General features: G+C 40.9%; 20 protein-coding genes. 11 read left to right on the forward strand and 9 right to left on the reverse strand.

The window, feature by feature from the left end; all coding sequences use genetic code 11:
• The first annotated feature begins 125 nt into the window (after nucleotides 1–125).
• The 3 genes from IPM47_08505 to IPM47_08515 all read left to right on the forward strand — a co-directional run bounded on the left by IPM47_08505 (nucleotide 126) and on the right by IPM47_08515 (nucleotide 3,071).
• On the forward strand, nucleotides 126–1,373 hold the full coding sequence (locus IPM47_08505) for a hypothetical protein (protein QQS31426.1): 1,248 nt from the start codon (nucleotides 126–128) through the stop codon (nucleotides 1,371–1,373).
• Nucleotides 1,374–1,506: 133 nt separating this feature from the next.
• Entirely contained in the window at nucleotides 1,507–1,977 is a 471-nt protein-coding gene (locus tag IPM47_08510) for a gliding motility lipoprotein GldH (protein QQS30946.1), read from the forward strand.
• 191 nt (nucleotides 1,978–2,168) lie between these two features.
• Entirely contained in the window at nucleotides 2,169–3,071 is a 903-nt protein-coding gene (locus IPM47_08515; GenBank protein ID QQS30947.1) for a sterol desaturase family protein, read from the forward strand.
• A 90-nt stretch (nucleotides 3,072–3,161) separates the two neighbouring features.
• On the opposite strand, the gene IPM47_08520 is transcribed toward IPM47_08515, so the two are convergent.
• From IPM47_08520 to IPM47_08545, 6 genes are all read right to left on the reverse strand, one after another.
• A complete protein-coding gene (locus tag IPM47_08520; protein ID QQS31427.1) occupies nucleotides 3,162–4,007 on the reverse strand; it encodes a UMP kinase in 846 nt (281 codons plus the stop codon).
• Between the two features lie 98 nt (nucleotides 4,008–4,105).
• The gene (locus tag IPM47_08525) at nucleotides 4,106–4,951 is read right to left on the reverse strand and encodes an elongation factor Ts (protein ID QQS30948.1); all 846 of its coding nucleotides are present in this window, start codon (nucleotides 4,949–4,951) and stop codon (nucleotides 4,106–4,108) included.
• A 119-nt stretch (nucleotides 4,952–5,070) separates the two neighbouring features.
• A complete protein-coding gene (gene rpsB / locus IPM47_08530) occupies nucleotides 5,071–5,913 on the reverse strand; it encodes a 30S ribosomal protein S2 (GenBank protein ID QQS30949.1) in 843 nt (280 codons plus the stop codon).
• Between the two features lie 76 nt (nucleotides 5,914–5,989).
• Nucleotides 5,990–6,376, reverse strand: a complete 387-nt coding sequence (gene rpsI, locus IPM47_08535) for a 30S ribosomal protein S9 (protein QQS30950.1) — start codon at nucleotides 6,374–6,376, stop codon at nucleotides 5,990–5,992.
• 5 nt (nucleotides 6,377–6,381) lie between these two features.
• Nucleotides 6,382–6,825 carry a 50S ribosomal protein L13 gene (rplM, locus tag IPM47_08540; protein QQS30951.1) on the reverse strand — a complete coding sequence of 148 codons (444 nt, stop codon included), beginning with the start codon at nucleotides 6,823–6,825 and terminating at the stop codon, nucleotides 6,382–6,384.
• A 370-nt stretch (nucleotides 6,826–7,195) separates the two neighbouring features.
• Nucleotides 7,196–9,607 carry a BamA/TamA family outer membrane protein gene (locus IPM47_08545; protein QQS30952.1) on the reverse strand — a complete coding sequence of 804 codons (2,412 nt, stop codon included), beginning with the start codon at nucleotides 9,605–9,607 and terminating at the stop codon, nucleotides 7,196–7,198.
• A 153-nt stretch (nucleotides 9,608–9,760) separates the two neighbouring features.
• Here IPM47_08545 and IPM47_08550 point away from each other — a divergent pair, with 153 nt between their 5' ends.
• From IPM47_08550 to IPM47_08585, 8 genes are all read left to right on the forward strand, one after another.
• Nucleotides 9,761–10,519 (forward strand): RNA methyltransferase, encoded by a 759-nt coding sequence (locus tag IPM47_08550; GenBank protein ID QQS30953.1) that lies wholly within the window; start codon nucleotides 9,761–9,763, stop codon nucleotides 10,517–10,519.
• 166 nt (nucleotides 10,520–10,685) lie between these two features.
• The gene (locus IPM47_08555) at nucleotides 10,686–11,069 is read left to right on the forward strand and encodes an SUMF1/EgtB/PvdO family nonheme iron enzyme (GenBank protein QQS30954.1); all 384 of its coding nucleotides are present in this window, start codon (nucleotides 10,686–10,688) and stop codon (nucleotides 11,067–11,069) included.
• Nucleotides 11,021–11,419 carry a formylglycine-generating enzyme family protein gene (locus IPM47_08560; GenBank protein ID QQS30955.1) on the forward strand — a complete coding sequence of 133 codons (399 nt, stop codon included), beginning with the start codon at nucleotides 11,021–11,023 and terminating at the stop codon, nucleotides 11,417–11,419. Before IPM47_08555 ends, IPM47_08560 begins: the two co-directional genes overlap by 49 nt.
• A 46-nt stretch (nucleotides 11,420–11,465) precedes the next feature.
• Nucleotides 11,466–11,678 (forward strand): hypothetical protein, encoded by a 213-nt coding sequence (locus IPM47_08565; GenBank protein ID QQS30956.1) that lies wholly within the window; start codon nucleotides 11,466–11,468, stop codon nucleotides 11,676–11,678.
• Nucleotides 11,645–12,130 (forward strand): HRDC domain-containing protein, encoded by a 486-nt coding sequence (locus tag IPM47_08570; protein ID QQS30957.1) that lies wholly within the window; start codon nucleotides 11,645–11,647, stop codon nucleotides 12,128–12,130. Before IPM47_08565 ends, IPM47_08570 begins: the two co-directional genes overlap by 34 nt.
• The gene (locus IPM47_08575; GenBank protein QQS30958.1) at nucleotides 12,117–13,115 is read left to right on the forward strand and encodes a reverse transcriptase; all 999 of its coding nucleotides are present in this window, start codon (nucleotides 12,117–12,119) and stop codon (nucleotides 13,113–13,115) included. Before IPM47_08570 ends, IPM47_08575 begins: the two co-directional genes overlap by 14 nt.
• 37 nt (nucleotides 13,116–13,152) lie before the next feature.
• Complete coding sequence (locus tag IPM47_08580; protein QQS30959.1) at nucleotides 13,153–13,368, forward strand: hypothetical protein; 216 nt, start codon at nucleotides 13,153–13,155, stop codon at nucleotides 13,366–13,368.
• A 72-nt stretch (nucleotides 13,369–13,440) separates the two neighbouring features.
• A complete protein-coding gene (locus IPM47_08585) occupies nucleotides 13,441–15,822 on the forward strand; it encodes a hypothetical protein (GenBank protein QQS30960.1) in 2,382 nt (793 codons plus the stop codon).
• 37 nt (nucleotides 15,823–15,859) lie between these two features.
• Here the strand turns inward: IPM47_08585 and IPM47_08590 are convergent, their stop codons facing one another.
• The 3 genes from IPM47_08590 to IPM47_08600 form a co-directional block, all read right to left on the reverse strand.
• Nucleotides 15,860–16,333, reverse strand: a complete 474-nt coding sequence (locus IPM47_08590) for a hypothetical protein (protein ID QQS30961.1) — start codon at nucleotides 16,331–16,333, stop codon at nucleotides 15,860–15,862.
• Between the two features lie 862 nt (nucleotides 16,334–17,195).
• Nucleotides 17,196–18,482, reverse strand: coding sequence for an RICIN domain-containing protein (locus tag IPM47_08595; GenBank protein ID QQS30962.1), 1,287 nt, complete (start codon nucleotides 18,480–18,482; stop codon nucleotides 17,196–17,198).
• A gap of 210 nt (nucleotides 18,483–18,692) precedes the next feature.
• Nucleotides 18,693–22,718, reverse strand: a complete 4,026-nt coding sequence (locus IPM47_08600; GenBank protein QQS30963.1) for a response regulator — start codon at nucleotides 22,716–22,718, stop codon at nucleotides 18,693–18,695.
• Nucleotides 22,719–23,031 lie beyond the last annotated feature (313 nt).

Here is a 23,031-nt window from a genome sequence, read left to right on the forward strand (position 1 = left end):
AACGATTATTTGTTTATATTTGCATCACAATTGCCTCTAAAATCTATTAGAGGTAAATACATCGGTAGGCTCGTTTAAAAACCTGCTTGCTTCAACATATTTTTCACATTTTAATCATTGACATTATGGGATGTGGTTCGTGCGGTTCAGGCGCACAGGCAAACGGTAAGCCCGGCGGCTGCCGCAGCAACGGAGGTTGTTCAACCGGTGGGTGCAACCGGATGAACGTATATGACTGGCTCTCCGACTTGCCTTTTTCAGCACAACAAGATAGTTTTAAGATCGTAGAAGTTAGTTTTAAAAATGGCAGCAGAAAAGCTTATTTCAGAAATACCAATAACCTCGATTGCCATACCGGCGATTTGGTGGTTGTCGAAGTGGGAACAGGAGGGTATGATGTTGGTCAGATTAGCCTCAGTGGAGAATTGGTTCGCTTGCAGTTGAGAAAAAAAAATATCTCAGAAGCATCTGCCGACATCAAGCGCATCATCAGGATCGCAAACGAGAAAGATATCGAAATTCTGGAAGATGCCCGAAAACAGGAATTTTCGAGTATGCTCATGGCAAGAGTGATCTCCCGTCAGTTAGAACTGAATATGAAAATCGGAGATGTTGAATATCAGGGGGACGGACGAAAGGCCACTTTTTATTATACCGCTGACGAGCGCATTGATTTCCGGGAACTTATCAAGCAGTTTGCTAAAGAATTTAAAGTAAAAATTGAAATGCGTCAGATTGGTGCGCGTCAGGAAGCAAGCCGAATTGGAGGGTTGGGTACTTGCGGACGTGAACTTTGCTGTTCAACCTGGTTAAACGAGTTCAAGTCAGTATCTACGGTTGCTGCCCGTTATCAGAATTTAGCCATTAACCAATCAAAACTTTCAGGACAGTGCGGGCGATTAAAGTGTTGCCTGAACTATGAGTTGGATACTTATTTGGATGCCTTAAAAGATTTTCCGAAAGATGTTGATGTGCTTTATACCCAGGCAGGTAAAAGTGTGTTGATTAAAACGGATATTTTTAAACGCCTGATGTGGTACACTGTCCCCGGGCCAAATCCGCCGGTCATGTTGAGCGTTGACGAAGTAAAACAAATTCAACAACTCATAAAAAACGGACAACCTCCTGAAACTCTCGAAACAATCACCAAGAAAAGAATTGAATCAGCCCCTGCTGCCAAATTTGAAGACCTGGTTGGCCAGGCAACTTTGGAAGACATTGATAAATTTAAGAAGAAAAAGAAAAAAAAGAAAAAAAGAAGACCGGATCAGGATGTGGGAAACACTGCCACTAAACCTGAAATCAAAAACCCTGTTGTGTTAACAAAACGCAATAAAACCGATAATAATAACAACACGGAAGATAAGCCCTGAATAATTTCATAGCTTATTTACATAGTTACTTTTTTATAAAATCCATTTATTGGGTCTAATCCGGTTCAGGAAGGATCAGGTGTCATGGCTTTCAAGTTTCATTAAACTGACCTATAAATTACAGGTAAAAAATATGCAGCAATCAATACTGAAGTGTTTGTTTTTTATAACTACCCTACAGTTTTTTGGATGTTCGACCAATACAGTATTTGAAAAAAATATTAAACTGGCCGAAGGAACATGGAAATATGAAAATATACCGGTTTTTGAACCTGAAATATCGGATACAGTTTCTCGCTATAACCTATATCTGAACCTTCGACACAGTAACGACTATGCCTTTAGCAATATGTGGGTGAAAGTACACACGACTTTGCCATCCGGCAAAAAGATGGAAAGTCGTGTAGAATTACCGCTTGCCGATAAGTCGGGCAAATGGTTTGGAAAAGACTCAGGAAGCATTATCAATCAACAAGTGTCCATTCAATCAAATGCCATTATGCCTGAACTTGGTAAGTATAAGTTTGAACTGGAACAAAACATGCGTGTAGATGCTCTAACTGAGGTTATCAGTGTAGGGCTTACCATAGAAAAAACTCAGTAAAATTTGTACATGCTGAAGAGGAATATCTTTCCCGTTTAATCATATTTACTAAGAACAAATCCATCGGGTCAAACCACTAATCCGATGGATTAAAATGGTTATAAATAAAAATCATTCTTCAGTATTTGATAAATGCTGGACAGAGGTGGCTGTTTCTTTGTTATCTTCGCAATCAAAATCACGCCTTTTTTATGGACCAATTACTCGATCCAATCATTATATATGCTATTCCCTTCTTTATTGTAATGATGGCACTGGAACTATATATTGGTTATAAAGAGCATTTAGACCTTTATGAAACCAAGGACAGCATCGCCTGTTTAACCATGGGGATTGGTTCGGTATTCATTGGTGCCGGAATGAAGGCCTTGGCCTTAATGTTATACTCTGCAATTTACCAATACCGGTTGTTTGAAATCGGTTGGACATGGTGGGCTTGGGTAATTTTACTGTTTGCAGATGATTTCACTTTTTACTGGCACCATCGTTTAAGCCATGAAGTAAGGCTGCTTTGGGCGGCACATGTTAACCATCATTCTTCGCAGCGATATAATTTTGCGGTGGCTTTGAGGCAAAGTTGGTCTGAGTTGTTGTATAAATATTTCTGGTGGATTTGGTTGCCCTTTATCGGATTTCATCCTTTGATGGTACTGATGATGCAATCGGTCAGCCTGATCTATCAGTTTTTATTGCACACCCAAACCGTTAAAAAGTTAGGCTTTTTAGAATGGTTTATGAATACACCTTCCCATCACCGCGTTCACCATTCGGTAAATATACCTTACTTAGATAGAAATCATGCAGGCATACTGATTATCTGGGACAAAATTTTCGGGACTTTTCAACGGGAAGAAGAATTGATAGAACCACCGGTTTTTGGGATAACCTCCAATATAAATACTTTCAATCCACTTAAAATTGCCACTCACGAGTTTTCATCACTTTGGAAGGATATGAAAACTGCCACTACCTGGAAAGATAGTCTGCGTTATGCATTTTACCCCCCGGGATGGAGCCCTGAAGGTCCTAATCGAACTTCGCGTTATTTGCAAAAACAGCTACTGAAACAGCATTCCCCTGCTCTGAAATCTTAACTGACTTCACCGGTTTGAATCAAAAAGGGCAACATATTATTACTATACTATGTTACCCTTTTCCGGCAGTTGTTATGAATAGATGAAAGATTAGGACCTTTCACTTACTAAGGTGCCAATTTTTTCACCGTGAATAATTTTTCGCAGGTTTCCTACTTTATTCATGTCAAAGATAATGACCGGCAGTTCGTTTTCTCGGCATAAGGCAAAAGCAGTCATATCCATCACATTGAGTTCCTTGGTCAGCACTTCGTTAAAAGTAACGGTATCGTATTTAATGGCGGTATGATCTTTTTCAGGGTCGGCGGTATAAACTCCATCAACCCTTGTTGCTTTTAACAAAACATCAGCATCTATTTCCACGGCTCTTAATGAAGCTGCGGTATCGGTGGTAAAAAAAGGATGTCCGGTTCCTGCCGAAAAAATAACTACTCTTCCTTTTTCGAGGTGCCGGATAGCCCTTCTTCGAATGTAGGGTTCACAAATTTTAGGCATCTCAATGGCTGAGGTCAAACGGGTGAATAACCCAATTTTTTCGAGGGAACTTTGAAGGGCGATCCCATTCATAACCGTAGCCAACATGCCCATATAGTCGCCCGATGCACGATCTATGCCCATGTGTGAAGCATCCATTCCTCTAAAAATATTACCGCCGCCAATGACGATGGCCAATTCAATTCCGTCTATTTTTACAATTTCCTTGATTTGATAGGCATATTCCATCATCCGCTCAGGGTCAATGCCATATTCCTGATTGCCCATCAGCGCTTCTCCGCTTAGTTTGAGCAGAACCCTTTTAAATTTAGGATGCTGTTTTTCTCCTTTTCCAATACCAACTCCTTCGACTTCATATCCATAGTTGCCATTGGAGGAATCTAAATTAAATGAAATTCCGGAAGAGTGGGGGAGCGGAAGTTTCGGACTACTGTTAGGCATCGAACTGTTTTTAAAGTTTTTTCTATTCATCACCTCAATTTTGTGAAAGTTACAAACAAAAAAAAAGAGAATAGTTACCTACTCTCTTTTTTGTTAAATTATTTGCCTATTGCAACGCGTTTGAAATCTGTAACTACCAAATCTTTATCAATAGATTTAACGTAGTCTCTGACAGATTTGTCATTGTCTTTTACAAATTGTTGATTTAACAGGGTGTTTTCTTTAAAATACTTTTTAAGCTTTCCTTGCGAAATTTTATCAACCATGTTTTCCGGTTTACCTTCAGCAAGTGCTTGTTCCCTTCCTATTTCCAATTCTTTGTCAATAATGTTTTGCGGCACGCTGTCTTCATCAAGGGCGATGGGTTTCATTGCAGCGACTTGCATGGCGACATCTTTACCGGCCTCTTCAATGCTTGTGTTTTTGGCTTTGTTGACAGCGACCAATACACCGATGCGGTTTCCGGCATGAATATAGGCAATTACTCCGGGAGCTTCGATGGTGTTAAACTGGGATATTTCGATTTTCTCACCAATTTTTCCGATTTGCTCACTCAGTTTATCCGCAACAGTCATGCCATCCATATTTAATTCAAGCAAGGCATCCAAATCGGAGGGCATATTTTCTAAAGCAACGTCAGCTACTCTATGAGCGAAGGCCACAAAGTCTTCATTTTTTGCAACAAAGTCAGTTTCACAACCTACCACCAAAGCAATTCCTTTGGTGCCTTGAGCATTTGTTTTAGCTATAGCCGCGCCTTCGGTTGCGGTTCTGTCGGCACGGTTTGCGGCCACTTTTTGTCCTTTTTTGCGAAGATACTCGATGGCAGCCTCAAAATCGCCGTTAGCCTCAACTAAGGCTTTTTTGCAATCCATCATACCGGCACCGGTAATTTGCCTGAGTTCATTAACTTCTTTGGCAGTTATTTTAAAAGAAGAATCCATTTTTAGTTTCAGTTTATAGTTATGTTATTAACAAAATTTGAACAGCAGATATGCTTTTTTAAAACTGCATACTATTATATGCAACTTTATAATAAAGAACATTCGAGCGGGCAGTAAGTTTAGCTATCCGAACCTCCACCCGAACCGGGTTTGCGTTTTCTGCTGCGCAGGTTTCTGCGGCGTTGTTCCTGATCTTTATCAGAACCGGCTTCGCTCACATTGCTGCTGCGGCTCTCTTCGTTGGAAGAATCTGAGTAATCTGTTTCCTGTTTGTCTTTTTGACGCTCTGCCAAACCTTCCTTGATGGTATTAATCAGGTAATTGGTGATAATACCGACTGATTTTGACGCATCGTCGTTTGCAGGGATTGCAAAATCAACAGAAGTGGGGTCTGAGTTGGTATCTACAATAGCAAAAGTTGCAATACCTAAGCGTTTAGCTTCTGCAAGAGCAATATGTTCGTGAGTAATGTCAACAATAAACAAGGCAGAAGGAGCGCGTGACATATCTTCTACTCCGCCGAGGATTCGGTCTAATTTGTCGCGTTCCCGGCCAAGCATCAGGCGCTCTTTTTTAGTCAGCGCAGTTGCTTTTTCGGAAAGCATTTTTTCAATAGTTTGTTTTTTCTTGATAGACTTGCGAATTGTGGTAAAATTGGTAAGCATACCACCCAACCAACGTTCGGTTACGTGGGGCATTCCCACCTCTTCTGCTGCTTTGGCTACCAGATCTTTTGCCTGTTTTTTAGTAGCAACAAATAATATTTTTTTACCACTTCGTGCTATCTTGCGCATGGCGTTAGCTGCACGTACCAGCCCTTCGTTGGTTTTGTTTAAGTCAATAATATGGATACCCTTGCGCTCCATAAAGATATAGGGTAGCATTTTAGGATTCCACTTTTTGCGCAAATGTCCGAAATGTACACCTGCATCTAACATTTCCTGTTGGGAAAGACCACTCATTATGTTGATTTTAAAATTTTCGGTGATGAACTGATTTTGAACTAAAATACTAAGTAAACCGGCTAAACAGATAGTCTTAACGTTTGCTGAACTGTGTTCGGCGGCGTGCTTTGCGCAACCCCGGTTTTTTACGCTCTACCTCGCGGGCATCCCGGGTCAGCATAAACTGGTCTTTCAGAGGTTTTCTGAATTCTTCATTGTCTTCGACCAATGCACGGGCTATTCCAAGACGAAGGGCTTCGGCCTGACCTTTTACCCCGCCACCTTTTAGGTTTACCTTAATATCGTATTTGCCTTCGGTTCCCGTAATTCTGAAAGGTTGTAAAATGCTGTCGAACAAATGCGATACGGTAAAATATGCAGAGATGTCTTTGCCGTTAACCGTAATTTTCCCGCTTCCTTCTTTTAGAAACACACGCGCTACTGCGGTTTTTCTTCTGCCTAATTCCTTTATTTGTTGCATAAATGTTATAGTTCAAGTTTTTTGGGCTGTTGAGCCTTGTGCGGATGCTCGGAGCCGGTGTAAACAAATAGTTTTTTATAAACTGCACGTCCTAAGCGGTTTTTGGGCAACATACCTTTTACCGCTTTTTCGATGATGCGCTCCGGAAATTTTTCCATCAATTCGGCCGGCGTGGTAAAACGCTGTCCGCCCGGATATCCTGTATGACGGACATATACTTTGTCATTCATTTTGTTGCCGGTAAACCGCACTTTCTCTGCATTGATGACAATGACATAATCGCCGCAATCCATATTCGGACTGTACCAAACCTTGTTCTTGCCGCGCAAAATGTGTGAAATATGAGTAGCCATTCTTCCTACTACCATATTTTGCGCATCAATTACGTACCAATCGCGGGTTATGTCTTTTTCCTTAACCGATTGGGTTTTATAACTTAATGTATCCACAATTCAACTTTTTTCTTATTGTTTTTAAATTTCAGCCCGCAAATATACGGCGATTGATTTGATTTTGATGCCTGCTACTAAAAAAATATTGTGTAAAACAACATAACTCATTGATTATCAGGCAAAAAAAGTTTTCCAAGACTTCCTGATATGGAAATTGAATTAAAGTTATGAGTTTAATTTTATTGCTACCCTAACCGCTATTGTTGAATGGTTGAACACGATAACATAGCGTAAGGTTGGAATTAATTTTTCAACTATAAGCAAAGCCCCCTTAACGATCAATAATTTTGGAATGAGGAATAATAAGGAGTAACCGGCAAGTTTATCTTCGCTCACTAACCATTAACAACGAACCTTAAACCTGTTGTCAGAACGGATAGCCGATTGCCAGATTGAGGTTCATATTGTTGATCAGCCATTTTTTTTCAAATGTATTTTCTATTACCCAACGATCGCCCTTTGGTAAGGAGGGGTTGCGCAAAGGAATACCCAAATCGAACCGCATGACAAAGAAACTGAAATCTAACCGGAGACCTAAACCGGTACCTATTGCAATTTCGTTGAAGATTGAGTTAGCTTTAAATTGCCCTCCCGGACGGGTATATACCGGACTTCCGGTGTCGGGGTCGGTTCCCGATTTTTCTTCTCTTAATGTCCAGATATTCCCTAAATCAGCAAATACAGCACCTTTTAACATGGAGATTATCGGGAAACGCCATTCCGCATTGGCTTCCAACTTAATGTCTCCGGTACGGTCAAACTCATCAATGATGATGCTGTCGGGCACGGCAAACGAGCCGAAAGAGCCCGGTCCGATGCTTCTTATTCTGAATGCACGGATGCTGTTGGGGCCTCCCACAAAGTATTGTTTGATGTATGGCAATACGCCGGAGTTTCCATAAGGCACTCCGATAGCCGCATTGATTCTTGTTACCAAAGTTTGATCGCGGGGTAAAATCGTATAATGCCTGAAATCTCCTTCAATGCGGGCATACTGTGCATACGAACTTCCAAGAATGTTCAGTTTTTTGTCTCGTTCTGCAATTCCGGTAACTTTTAAAATCTGATCTACGGCAAAAAAAGTGTTTCCGGCGATATCTATTGAGGTTCGCATGAAAACAAAATTCCGGTGTTGTGAGAGGTTTTGGGTATTATATATATAGGTATAGTTTGCTCCCGGAATGATTTGTTCTTCAAAACTTCGTCTTAAAAACGGGTTTTGGCTGAGTTGTTGTTCAAATGCCGGTGCCCTGTCCTGAAGACTGAGCAAACTCACCGAAATCGGGTTTAGCAAATGTCTTTTACGGTTGTTTTCGTTCCAGTCGTATCCAAAGTTAATATTGAATGAATTGAGGGTGTAAAAATTAAATCTCCGGAGATAATTAGCACTCAGTCTGAAATTAGATTTGGGCAGAAAATAGCGCGATTGATTGCTGAGTTTAAATGGAACGATGAACTTGGGCAACGAAAGTTGTAACTCTCCGCTGATGTTCAGTGTGTTAATCAGAACATTGTTGGCTGCATTGTCGTTATTGCGCTGCGGGTTTAATTCTAACCCGCCAAACAGGTTAAAACTAAACGCTTCAGCACCTCCAAACAAGTTTTTATTGCGATAACTGACCGAGGCTGCCGTTCCCAACAGGGTGCTGGTTGCTGCACCTAAAGCACTTTGCTGTGCGCGGTTGTTAATTTCTACTTCGCCCGATATACTCATGCGTTTGGCCGGTGTTAATAAGATACGGCAGTCTAACCGGGGGTCAATTCCGGTACTGTCAACTTTATCGAATTTGACGTTGACAAATTTATAGACCCCTAATCCCAACAAGTGGTTCAGACTAAATTCCCATTCTTTTTGAGAATATAACCGGCCTTGTTTAATCAATAACAAAGAACTAAGGGTATTAGGATTAAATTTTACTCCGGATGATATAAAATTGACATTATTGACCACAAGAGTATCGGTGTATTTTCCGGGGGATTTGCCCACTTCGTAGTCAGGGTAAACATAAACCTTGTTGATGGTATAGGATTTGTAACTGCCTTCAATCTCCGATGGTTTTTTCAGTTTCAGATAAACATCCAAATTGCGATTGCCCAGACTACTGTCTAATTCAAAGGTCAGGTTTTTGGAAATAAAGTCAAAATATCCTTTGCACCGAAGTTCGTAAGTTATCCGGTTCACCTCTTCCTGAAGGTGGTCAACATTAAAATCCTGACCGGATTGTATAACTGATTTCTCCTGCATTTTGTGAACCAAAGATTGCAAGATGCCGGCGGTGTCAGGGGGATAATAAACCTCCCTAATGATATAAGGGCTGATTGCGCTGATATTATAGGTAACCTTAGTACGGTGGTTTTTTTCTTTGGTCGAATATTTCACCACGTTGTTAAAATAGCCGTGGTTAAACATATACTGTTGCATGTTCCGGCGGGTACGGTCCAACATAGCAGTATCGGTCAATACCGGTGCTTCGCCTATTTTTTCGTGAAGCCAGGTTATAAAACTGCTTTTTTTGTTTAAAGTACGGTTATAGACCGACAGCTTAAATCGCGCAATCCCCAACATTTTTTTATTTGGTTTTGGACGTGCTAATGCCAGAATGTCTTTGTTGACCGTATATTTATCTTCTATTTTAGTGTTGGGATGAATGTTGATGATTGTTGCCGTATGCAGGCTCTTACCCTGAGGCAGGTATTTTAAATTGCTGCAGGCGTTCAGAACGCAAGCTAAAGCAAGTAGGGTAGCCGGAAATAGGTAATGCAATTTTCTATGAAACATTGACCACTGTTCGAATTGTGATTAGGAGAAACAGCGTTTAATTTTACCTGAATTAAATACTTTTGTACCGTATTTTTTAAGTTCCGGTTTTTTCAATAGCAAAGTTACACATTTAGGGGTAGCTTCATCTATTCATGTAATTAGCAGGTCAGTATGCTGTCAAACCAACAGGTTAAATTTATAAACGCCTTGTCTGTAAAAAAATACCGGCAAAAATACGGCCGTTTTATTGCCGAAGGCGAAAAAATCGTTTCTGAATTGCTTAAATCAGGATATCCGGTTGACGCAATTTATGCCTTACCCGATTGGTTAGAACAGCACCGGCAGATGCTAAAACACAACATTTCAAAATTTATTGTTCAGGAAGTAACCGAGGCCGAACTTAAAAAAATTTCGCAATTAGATAGCCCAAACAAAGTGATTGCTGTCTGCCCAATTCCGGAAACTGAACCGCAGAAAGAGGTTGTTGAACAGCAGGTATGTCTGGTTTTGGACGAAATAAAAGACCCGGGCAATCTCGGTACTATTGTCCGTACTGCCGATTGGTTTGGATTACCTTATATTTTTTGTTCTCCTTCGTGTGTAGATTTGTACAATCCCAAGACCATTCAGGCAACGATGGGGTCATTTTTAAGGGTAAAGGTTTTTTACCAACCTCTTTCATTGCTATTTACCCAATTTTCAGATATCGCAGTTTACGGTGCTATGCTGAATGGGCAAAACATATTCGATGCCCAGTGCAAACCTCCCGCTTTTGTTGTTATCGGCAACGAAGCACGAGGTATTTCTGACGAGGTGTTACCATTTATACAACACTCCATTACCATCCCCAAGTTTGGAAATGCCGAGTCGCTTAACGCAGCGGTGGCAACCGGTATTATTTGCGCATGGTGTTGTCTTTGCCCGCAGTAACCAAAGTCTTTTTTGTTCAACCCCGTAAAAATGAAAGATTCGTTTTTGGTTGGGGATATTCGCTCGCTTTCAATTCATTAGGCACAAATCATGGATACTTGAAAACACCTTAAAAGTTGCTTTTTTATCTTATTTTTGCCGGTAAACATCCTAAACCGTTGCATACATGCCTTACCTGATACAAACCTTGCCCGGCAACCTTAGTTTTCGCCTTGTTTTGGTAAAAGGCGGCCAATTTGACATGGGCAGCAACTTATTTGAACAGAGCCAACCCATACACCCCGTAACCGTGCCCGATTTTTATATGGCAGAGTTTGTCGTTACGCAGGCTGTTTATGAAGCGATTGTCGGTAAAAACCCAAGTCGCTTTAAAGGCCCGCAACGGCCGTTAGAAAGCGTGAGTTGGCACGATGCACAGGCATTTATAACCTTACTGAACAAGCAATACAAACCCCGGCCGTTTGAACAAAACGCGCTGCCCCTGCCAAAGGCCGCTATGCCTTGCCTACCGAAGCACAGTGGGAATATGCCGCCCGAGGCGGACAGCTAAGGGGGGAATATAATTATGCCGGCAGCAACAAACTGAAAGAAGTGGGCTGGTATGACCAAAATAGCCACAGCGAAACCAAAGATGTAGGATTGAAAATACCCAACGAACTGGGTTTGTATGATATGAGTGGAAATGTTTGGGAATGGTGCGCAGACAATTGGCATACCGATTATAAGGGTGCGCCGCAAGACGGCTCAGCTTGGGAGGGCGGAGATTCTGCCTTTCGCGTTTTGCGCGGCGGCAGCTGGTTCAACCTCGCCGTTAGTTGCGCTGTTGCCTACCGCTTCAACAATCACCCCGATGGCGACTACAACAATATCGGGTTTCGCTTGGTGTTCCTTTTAGTTTAGCTGCGCAGAGTCCGGCTTATTACCTGTGAGCTAAAAAAAAAAGAGGATGAAAAGAAAAAAAAGAGGGATAGCGGCATACAGGTGGCAAAGCAGCCATAGCGCTAAGCGGCTGCTTTGCTACCTGTATGCAAGCGAAAGTTTGGTAGAAATTGGCAGCCTGCAACCGCAATGGGGTTTGGGGCAAAGCCCCAAAGAAATTTTTTTGAAAAACACATACATATATTTATGCAAATTAGAGTTTTCACTGTACCGGCGATAGGCGGCGAGGCCGTAAACGAAGAGATGAATGTTTTTTTACGAAGCAGAAAAATTTTACAGGTTCGCGAGCAATTGGTATCGAATGAACAAGGTATCTTTTGGAGTTTTTGTGTCAAATACCTTAATCAGCACGACACTTCACCCGGAAACAATTCGGGACAAAAACCCGATTACAGCGAAATATTAGAACCGGCTGCTTTTGAACGTTTTAAAGAATTGCGCAAAATCAGGTTGAAAATTGCTAAAGACGAGGGCGTACCTGCCTACGCCGTGTTTACGGATGAAGAATTAGCCAATCTCTCCAAAATTGAATTGCTCACTGCCGCAAACATGAAAAGTGTAAAAGGTATAGGCGATAAAAAAGCCGATAAATACGGGCCTGTTTTTTTAGCTGCGTTACCGACAGAAAAACAAGAACAGCCCCTCAAAACTCCTAAAGATGAAAAGAGCTAATTTTTTAATACCCGCCATAGCCCAAACGGATAACCTGCTTTTGGCATTTTACAAAGCACAACAAGGCAAATCTCATAGTCGTGCGGTAAGGGTTTACCGTGCCAACCTTTCCGAAAATACAGAACTTCTTAAGCAGCAGATAATGAGCGGCAAAGTAGCTGTTGGCAACTACAGGCAATTTACCATTTACGAACCCAAGCAAAGACAAATAAGCGCGCCTGCTTTTAATGAACAAGTATTGCATCATGCGCTGATGAATATTTGTCATCCTTTTTTTGATAGCGCGCAAATTTTTGACAGCTATGCCAGCCGCCCGGGCAAAGGCGTACATGCAGCATTAAGAAGAGCGCAAGAATATGCGCGCAGCTATCCTTTTTATTTAAAACTCGATGTTCGCAAATTTTTCGACAGCATCCATCATTCTGTTCTTAAAACACAATTATTGCGCCAATTTAAAGACCGCAAATTATTGCATATTTTATACTGTATTATTGACAGCTACGAAACTGAGCCAAACAGAGGCGTACCCATTGGCAACTTAAGCAGTCAGTATTTTGCCAACCACTTTTTAACCGGTTTAGACCGATACATTAAGGAAACCCTACGCATAAAAGCTTACGTGCGCTATATGGATGATATGGTGCTGTGGCATTCCGATAAAGAAACACTAAAGCAGGTGCTTGAAAAAATAAGGACCTATATCAACAACCAATTGCTTTGCGAAATAAAACCGCCCAATTTAAACCTTATCCAATACGGTTTGCCGTTTTTGGGCTATCTGATTTTTCCGCACAATACGCGCTTATTACAAAACAGCAAACGCCGGTTTATCCACAAAATAAACCAAACAACCCGCAATTATGAAAACGGCTATTGGAGCCAGCAAACATGCAGCCGATCTGCCAATTCCCTGCTGGCATTTGCCCGTTTTGCCGATACGATATATTTAAGGCAACAACTCTTTATAAAACAAAATACCAACTGATGAAAAAAGGTCAATCGTTATACTTGCCAATCGCGTTTTGCGCGGCGGCAACTGGAACAACCACGCCGATAGTTGCGCTGTTGCCAACCGCAACAACAATCACCCCGATAACGACAACAACAATATCGGGTTTCGCTTGGTGTTCCTTTTAGCTCACAGGGATAAGTCGGATGACGCCACTGAACAAACGATTGTCCTGCCCTGCTTTTGGCCGGACGAAAATGCAGAAATATCTGCTAAAGCAGCAGTATGAGTAGCCATGATTGATGCAAAAGTTCTGCTGCTTTTTTAATTTTACTCCCATAACTGATAAATACACTTAGGTATGACCCCACCCATCATAAAAAAGATAGAAAAAGAAACCGGTATTTCTCTGAAAGCGTTTACCGGCAACAACCCTGCCGAGATAGTATTGTCTCGCCACCGCTACACCTACAGTGCAGACGAAAACGGCAATTTAACCGCACTCAACCTGTGTGGGAAATGGAAAGATGACCTTCAACCCAAAAGCCCCAATGACATAAAACTCCAAATCGGGCAATTGCAATTCCTATCACTGCCCGAAGAAATGAACCAATTACAATACCTCAATCTGAGCAGCAATGTAATTGCCTCCATTACCCTAAATGCACCAAAGCTGCACCATTTAGACCTGAGCGAAAACCCCTTGTCGGAGCTTATTTTTACCAATAAAGAACTACCCGATTTAAGCCATATAGACCTCAATGAATGTCAACTCACCCGTTTGCAATTGCCCGAACTACCGGCTTTACAGTACTTAGATGTTTCTCGTAACAAAACTCTGCAAAACATCATTTTCAGTAGTGCCTGCCCGCAACTGCATACCATAGATGCTGCTGATAACGATTTGCAGGAACTATCGTTGCCGGAAGGCAGTGCAGGGCAATTGCAATATGTATATCTAAATGGAAACAAAAATCTGATAAACCCGTCACCGGAAATTGTAGAAAGGGGGGTAGCCGCAATTGTAAATTACCTCAAAGACATAAGTGAGGGCGATCAGGTAACTATTTATGAGGCGAAGCTTTGTATCTTGGGTGATGCGGCAGCAGGAAAAACATCGTTGAAACGAAAAACAATAAAAGAAACAGCTACCCTCCCTACAGTAGATGAAACTACAATTGGTGTAGAAGTAGTAGATTGTATTTTCCCTGCAACAGAAGGCAAGCCTAAATTTATTATGCACATTTGGGATTTTGGAGGACAATTGGTTTACCATACCATTCATCAATTTTTCTTAACCAAACGCTCCTTATATGTATTGGTACTCGATGGCCGAAAAGAAGAAAAGGAAACCACTAAATATTGGCTGCAAACACAGCAATTACTTTGTGAAGACAGTCCTTTAATCATTGTGGCCAATCAGAAAGGAGACATTAAAATGGAAGTACCTATTGATGATATTGCGAAAAATTTCAAAAACGTTGTTCGCGAATCGTTTGTCGTTAATTTGCAAACTAATATTGGGCTTTCAGCTTTAAAAAACGGGATTGAATACAATATTCGAGCCTTACCCCATTTTAAAATCGGCGAAAAGGTGCCAAAGAAATGGTCAGACATTCGCAATCGTTTACAAGCTATTTCTACAGAAAATGCCGGCAAAGATCATATTACATTGAGTGAGTATCGGGAAGTTTGCTCAAAACTTGGTATTACAGACCACGACAAACAAGATTTTGTGAGTGATTACCTGCACGATTTGGGCGTACTGCTGCACTTCAGGGAAGATGCCGTATTGAATAAACTGGTTATTTTAAAACCGGATTGGGCAACTAAAGCGGTGTACGAAATTTTAAACCATACTGAAGATAGAAAAGGCATTAAACCCGGGCATTTTTCAAAAGAAGATTTAAAACAGCTATGGTGCGAACCGCAATATCGAGATGCACATGATGATTTATTGGCCCTAATGATGAAATTTGGGCTATGCTACCGCACTCCCGAAAATGATGAGTTGTTTATAGTCCCCAATTTATTGCCTGAAAATCCCCCCACAAACTATAAGAGTTTTGGTTCAGAAGAACCCCCTCTTCGAATCTACTACACCTACGATTTTATGCCAAGTGGCATTGTAACCCGGCTTATTGTAGTATTGCATCAGTATATTAAAGACGATATAGTATGGAAACGCGGGGTAGAGTTGGAAATAAATGAGTATGGAAATACCACCAAAGCCCAAATACGCGAAGAGTTTGGAAAAAACAAAATAGAAATAAGCGTAAAAGGTTTTAATAAGCGTGGTTTTTTGGCCATTATCAAAAAAGAATTAGACGAGATTAACTCAGGCTATCATTTTGGCATAGATTTGTCTTTTAATATAGAAGTGCCCTGTAATTGCGATGTCTGTGCTACATCCGATTCCCCCTCTTACTACAAAGAAAAAGAATTGATTGAACGCTTGAACAATGATAAAGAAACTATTGATTGCCCCAAAAATGGCTATAAACCTATTCCAATTCGGCCTTTATTAGATATATTTAAACCTGAAATTCTAACCCCAATCCCTGCGGGGCCAATTGTATCTTCGGAAAAGTCTGAATCGAAACGGTCTATCTACAAACGAGCGGTTTGGTGGGGTTCAGCAATAGCAGCTTTTTTAGCAGTATTAGCAGCCCTTTTCAGCATTTTTCAGGATGGATTCGGGTTTCAGTTGGGTAAGTGGTTGATTGATTTGTTGAAAAATTAATAGTCGGGTACGCTATACAATACCTACTATTCAAAAACTATTCTCTATAGTCAATGGTACGAATCGTGCGAAGTTGCTTTCTAATGCCATTGATATAGTAGGATTTAACCCAATTTCCTTGTTCATCGTTTTTGTATTTTATATAAAGTTGAATATCGCGCTTTGCGTGTCTTTGGCAAAATATAGTTTTCTTTATTGGCAGTTTTGGAATATAAGACAGATACTTGGTGAGGTAATGTTTTCTCGAATACCAACGCACTTTTACTTGGCTATTGCCATTTTTATCAAACGAACGCTCTATTATTTTTCTCCCCTTTCGTTTATAGGTAATGGCATGTGTTCTGGCAACTGAATTATTATTGTTAAAGTTGAAAACTGTGTAGGCAATAATCCTTTCTTGATTATCTCTCAGGTAATCGGTCATAACAATGCTTGGTTGAATGGTATCGCGGTACGAAAATCGCTTCATTCCTGTTTGGGTGCCATTTTCTGAGTAATAATATCTTAACATACGACACTTTGTAGTATCTGCTTCGCACTCGTAAAATGTTTTTACCGTGTCTGATATTAGATAGAGATGTATCCAAGTATTTAAACTACCACTTTTAGTACTTGATTGAACAATTAAGGAATCCTCTCCAAATACTTTTATTGATATCCAAGAAGAATCCGGCAGATACTCTGTTATTCTGAGTATATTTGATTTTTTAAATTGATCAGGTAGAACAAAAGATTGCCCAAAAAGGGTAGAGGACGTAAAACATATTAGAGTGAATGCGATATAGTTTTTCATCATAAAGAGGCCAAGTTAATTCGTGTACTAATTTATTCCCTTTCGGTTGTAAGATAGTATAGTTTGAAATTTACAGCCTCAAAGGGAATAACCTTATTAACATAGTAATTGCATGATATAAAGTTATACCGATATTTGGAAGATTGACTAATGTGGGTTTGGAATTGCTCCCTCAGATAAGAAAAAAGGTGGCTTGACACTCGACAAGAGGCTTTGTCAAACAGCAAGAGGTCTTTGCTAAATAGCAAGAGTTCTTTGTCAGTATGATTTACATACAAACCATTGTTGGTATAATTTCACAAACCTTATTATTAAGGTTGCGATGCCAACTATTGAAACCTATCTATCAACTCATCTATATTGCACATGCTAACAGCATAAAGGGAATAATCCGCTTTTCCGGAGCTGCTAAACCTAATTTGCTTATTAGATTTCACCCAGATACTATTGCTTGATTAGGGCTGTGTTTATCCAAAACAAAGCGAGCAGATATGCACATAAAGTGCAAATCTGCCCGCCGATAAGGTATAGTTTATTCGGAAATGTAGTTGCTAAATACCCTGATGTCTATTAACAATGTTTACTTGATACTACCAAAGTCAACAGTAATATACTCGGTCATTGAATCGTTGGTGGTGGTGCTTTTTGTGTCAACCGTGAAAAAATAGTTGGTTTTTTCCACCCATCGCAAATCCATTTTATAGGTAATTTTAAAGGTAACCTTACCACTAAAATTGCCGTCATAAGTTTGCCACAATCCTTGTGCTATGATGGGCATATTATTGATAGCCTGATGTGGAAGTTCACCTAATGGCGTGCCGGAAAACGAACCGACAAATCCCATATCTAAGAGATCTTTATAACTTTCGTAAGGTCCAACGGAACTGCTGGCTAATTGTATGACATGGTGCAGTTTTTTGCCGTTGCTGTTATTGAGGTATTTAAATCCGTCTATGTTTTGGGTAAAAGAGTCTGACCCGCCAGCACCTGCGGTTAAACTACCTCCATCTGCGCTAAGTCCTGCGCCGACATCAACAGAAGAAGTTACCGTTCGGCTGCCGGTATTTGTATCAGTTGCCGGAGAATCCATGTCCCGGTAAACATGTTCGGCACCGGTTGTCGGCTCAATGGTGATTTCTAATTTTTCGAGAAAAAAGCCTCTCTTATCGGTTGTGTTATCGGCCTGAACTCCCGGTTTAGCGATGCTGCCTTGAGTAGTCAGATGGACAATTTTTTGTTGAGGTGAAAGTGTGTAGGCATAAATAAATCCATTCACACGCATATTAAATTCCATGGATTGTGAAGTTCCTTGAATTCCTACGGCACGGTCTTTACTAAGCGGAGTTAGACGAAGCCTTTTTCGTGGATCATCGGGTTCCGGATCTGCCAATATATTGTTTGCTTGGTTGCCCGACCCTGAGGCGGGTTTCATCGCCCATTGTGCACTCCACCAACCCGGGGCATCAATCGGGCCAATTTCTAATTTCCCTCTTTCGTTGTGGATATAACCTCCTGTCCATCGGTTAATGATATTGGTATGTCCGTCATTGGCCGCTAAAGTCCATTGTGCGCTCCACCAACCGGGTTGAATAGCTCCCGCACCCAACTGACCGGTTTCATTGTGCAGATAGGTGCCGGTTGCTGCGTTTTTGAGCCGCACATAGTCGCCCTCGCCAACCTTTTCTACTATCCATGTATCGGGGGCGGAAGTGGAACAAATCGGGTTCCCACTTTGCAAACCAAGGTTTTCATTTGTCCATCGGTTGGTAATTTTAACTACCTGTTGTGCTTGTGCCCACATACCAAAAAGGGCAAACAGGGTAATCGTGAGGATTACATTTTTGATGTTGTTTAAAAAGTTCTTCATTTTGTTTTGGTTTTTTTAATGATGAATTTTAAGTGGAGGAATAGCGCACAGTGTAGTGATGAGGTATGCTGCAAAGATACCGGCAAGGCTCCGCCAAACCCTTGTCAATTGCGTTCAAATGTTTGTCAATTGGTTGCAGGGACAAAAAAAATTTTAGTTCATCCGTTGCGATATATGGCTAAAGCAGGTGTGTAATCCTTTGATTATCAGCTACTTGCGAGTTGCACTGGGGTTTGTGCCAAATTCATCGAAAAAGGATTTGGAAAAATGTGCTAAGTCTTTGTATCCTACCTGATAAGATATTTCCGATACAGTTAAATCGGTAGTACTTAGCAGATGCTTCGCTTTTTGAAGGCGGTAGGTGCGGATAAAATCAGAAGGGGATTGATTGATGAGTGCTTTCATTTTGCGAAATAACTGCGAACGGCTCATTCCGATTTTTTGGCACAACTGCGGCAGGGCAAAATTGTCGTCTTCGATATTATCTGCCAAAATGGTTTTCAGTTTTTCAATAAAGGCATCCTCTTTAGTGAAGTCTTCTTCGAGTGAATCCAAATCTTCGTTAGCCGAAGTTGTTTGTTGAGTTACCCAATCAGAAAGGGAGGCGGTAAACCGGTTTATGATTCGTTTCCTTTGTTCGTTCAGCTTTTCTAACCTGATCATCAACTCCTCTCTGTCAAAAGGCTTACTGAGATAGGCATCTGCGCCATGTTTCAATCCTATGAGTTTGTCTTTTTGTTCGGCTTTTGCGGTGAGCAAAACTATGGGGATGTGGCTGGTTCGCTCGTCATTTTTTAGATGATGGCAAACTTCATAACCATCTTTACCCGGCATCATCACATCGCTTACAATCAGATCGGGTATTTCATCTAATGCTTTTTGAATTCCGATTTCACCATTATATGCAATGCTCAGCCGGTAGGTGTTTTGCAGGCAGGCTTTGAGATAGGACACTACATCGGGGTTGTCCTCAATAATCAGTAACAATGGCGAATCTTCCGGCAATTCTCCGTTTGCAGGTGCAACGGTATTGGTTTGCCCGACGTAGTCGGTTGTTGTTGTGGGGAATATAATTTTTTCTGATGCTACGGCAGTTTTGGTAATGGGTAATGAGATTTTAAATACGCTCCCTTTCCCTGATTGACTTTCTACCAAGATGCTGCCATTCATAAGTTTGACCAATTCTTTTACATAAGCCAACCCTATACCCGTTCCTTCGCCTGCACGGGTAGGAGAAGAGTCGACCTGATAGAAGCGCTCGAAGATATGAGGCAAATCTTTTTCGGCAATCCCAATTCCGGTGTCGTGTATGCTAATTTGGCAATGTTCATTTGTTTGTTCAATACGCACATACACCTCCCCACCCGAAGGGGTAAACTTGAGGGCATTGGCAATGAGATTGCTCATAACGTGTTGCAATTGCACAGGATCAAAATCCATTTCGAGCGATTCTATAGGGCTAAAAAAGCGCAACGCCAGGTTTTGTGTATTGGCATAAGACTGGAAGGATGAGGTTAGATAATGCAAAAAGGGGATGATATTGCCTCGTTGGATATTGAGTTGAAGCGATTTGTCTTCTAATTTAGATAAATCGAGGAGTTGGTTAATGAGTTGCAACAGGTTTTTCCCGTTGCGCTTAATCATGCTTATCGCATCTTTTTGTTCAGAGGCGACGTTGGGTTCAATTTGGTCGGTCATGCCCAAAATAACAGTTAGCGGGGTGCGGAATTCGTGAGTTATATTGGTATAGAGGCGCGACTTGAGCAAATCTAACTCCCTTAGGCGAATAGCTTCGGCGTGGTCTAATTTTCGTTTAAGTTGAAACCGGTAGAGTTGAACCACAAATCCGGTTAACAAGCTCACCCATAATATCATCGCCCAAAAGGTTTTCCACCAAGGTGGATGAATAATGATGGATAATGTAGTTCCGGTTTCGTTCCAAACACCATCGTTGTTAGATGCTTTAACCCATAACACATACTTTCCCGAAGGAAGGTTTGAAAAGGTAACTTCACGGGTTGTTCCCAGTTCTACCCAGTTTTCATTCAGTCCCTGAAGTTGGTAGGCATATTTGTTTTTTGCACTGTTCCGGTAATTTAGGGCAGAGAAAACGATATTGAACGTGTTTTCTAAGTGCAAGAGTTCAATTTTTTGCAAGGTTTCTACGCCTTGTATCTGTTGGGTGATGATGTTATCTCCTTCGGTGCGATATTTTTTAAAGGAGGTGATATATACAGGTGGCAAAAAAGTGCTGTTGGGGATGCTATCGGGATGAAAAACTGCAACCCCTTCCTTGGTTCCGGCATAGATTTTACCATCCAATTTGTTAAATCCCAAAGCTTGTACGGTAAATTGATTGCTGGGCAACCCATCCTGTAAGTTATAGTTTTTGAAAGTCTGTGTTTCGGGATAAAAACAAGAAATTCCGGCATCCGTACTGATCCATAACCTACCCTTGGCATCTTCTTGTATGGCTTTTATATCGTCGTTCGGCAAGCCGTTTGTTTCGGTAAAATGAATAAACTGTTCAGTTTCGGGTACAAATAAATTCAATCCTCCTCCAGAACAACCAATCCATAACCGATGCTTACTGTCTTCAAAAATACATTGCACCTTGCTGCCTCCCAAGCTGTTTATTTGATTAGGATTGTGTAAAAAGTAATCGAAAGTATCGGTTTGGGGGTTATACCGATTTAGTCCGCCGGCTTCTGTTCCAAGCCATATAGTTCCGCGATGGTCGGCATACACAACATTATTTCGACGATCGTTTGGACCACTGTTGTCGTCGTTTTTATAGAGATAGTTTTTAAAGATTCCACTTTCCCAATCATCCATATTTAGCACTGCAACCCCGTTTGCAGTAGCCACCCAAAGTTTGCGGTCGGTAGATTCGCAGATAGAAGTTACAAAATTGTCGCATAAGGAGGTTGGGGTTTTAGCTTCTGCCAAAAAAGAAAATTTACCGGTTACGGGATCGTATCTGTTTAATCCTCCGCCCCAGGTACCAATCCATATAATGTTTTGTTTGTCTTGATAAAATGACTTTATAAAGTTTGAGTTAAGGCTGTTTGGGTTGGAGGATTGATTTCGTAAATGAGTAAAAGTTTGTTGTATGGGGTCGTAAATACTAATGCCCTTTAATCGTGTTCCTATCCAGACGTTTCCCGATTCCAGTACTTTCAAAGAAAAGATATTATTGTCCACCAAGCTGTTGGGCTGAAGCGGGTCGTTTCGGAAGATTTGGATTTTTCTTTTTTGAAGGTCAAATTTAAACAAGCCATTGCCCGATGTGCCCACCCAGATTTCCCCACAGGCATCTTCAAATAAAGTGTTCACGAAATTATTAGTTTGATTGCTTTGATTGGGATCTAACAAAAAGTGGTCAGAAATTTCAAAATCAGAATCATACACTTTTATTCCATTGCCCATTGTACCAACTAAGTATTGACCCGATTTAATAGAATGTACTGTGTGAATTTCATTAAAAGCATCAGAATAAGAAGTATTCGTAATAGGGAGGAAAGAATTATTATCCGATTGATATCGCAATACATTCCCTTCAATCGAAAGTAATTGTTTGTCGGGGGTGAGGTGAAAATCATGTATCCACGTTTTGGATAAATTCGTTTTATGAGGAGTGGTTACAGAATGAAAGGTATTGGAATTACGGTTGAAACGGAAAACTCCCGCTCCCCAAACAGAGACGAACAGGTCTTGCTGAAACTCGATGATGTCGGCAATATAACAGTATTCATCGCCGAATAACTGAACATTGACAGGTGGGAAATAATGTGAAACGACTCCTGTTTTAGGGTCAAATTTATCTAAAACGTTAAATGCGCCAAGCCATAAAAGGCCATTTCCGTCATCAAAAACAGAAGTAACCTGATACCTCGTAAGTCCTTCGGATTTGATATGCGGATGTCTGAATTGCCGGAAAGTTCCGGTTTCATAGTCAAAACGGTTAAGACCATCGTTGGTGCCTATCCAAATATTTCCCTCTTTGTCTTCTTCAATGTCATTGATAAAGTTATTGCTAAGGCTTAGAGAGTCGCCCTGCCTGTTTTTGTAATACACAAAGTTATAGCCGTCAAAGCGGTTGAGGCCGTTCCATGTGCCTATCCATATAAAACCGCGCCGGTCCTGGACAATGCAGGTAATATAATTTTGCGATAGCCCTTGATCTGTCGTGAAATGTACCAACGAAAAAGGTGCATGAGTTGTTTGTGCCTCCAATTTTATTGAAAGCAGCAAAAGGAAACAATATATTAAAAACCCTATTTTGTAAAGCCGGCAAATGAGGTACATAGCAATTCGGGGGAAATAACTAAATTAGTCAATCCGGGCAATGGCATGGGGCTATTGATTATCCGCGATTGTCAATAGTCATCTTGGTGCTGTCTGTTTGAATTGAGCAACTCAAATATACAGATGATTTGCAAATTTTTTCCCCAATTAAGAGGCTACCAAACTTTTAAATGGATAAGGTTATACCATTACACACTCAAAAATAACCCACCCCAATTTAAAGACTTTAACCAATCATGCG

It is taken from the genome of Sphingobacteriales bacterium (genome assembly GCA_016700115.1).
Lineage (GTDB): Bacteria > Bacteroidota > Bacteroidia > Chitinophagales > UBA2359 > UBA2359.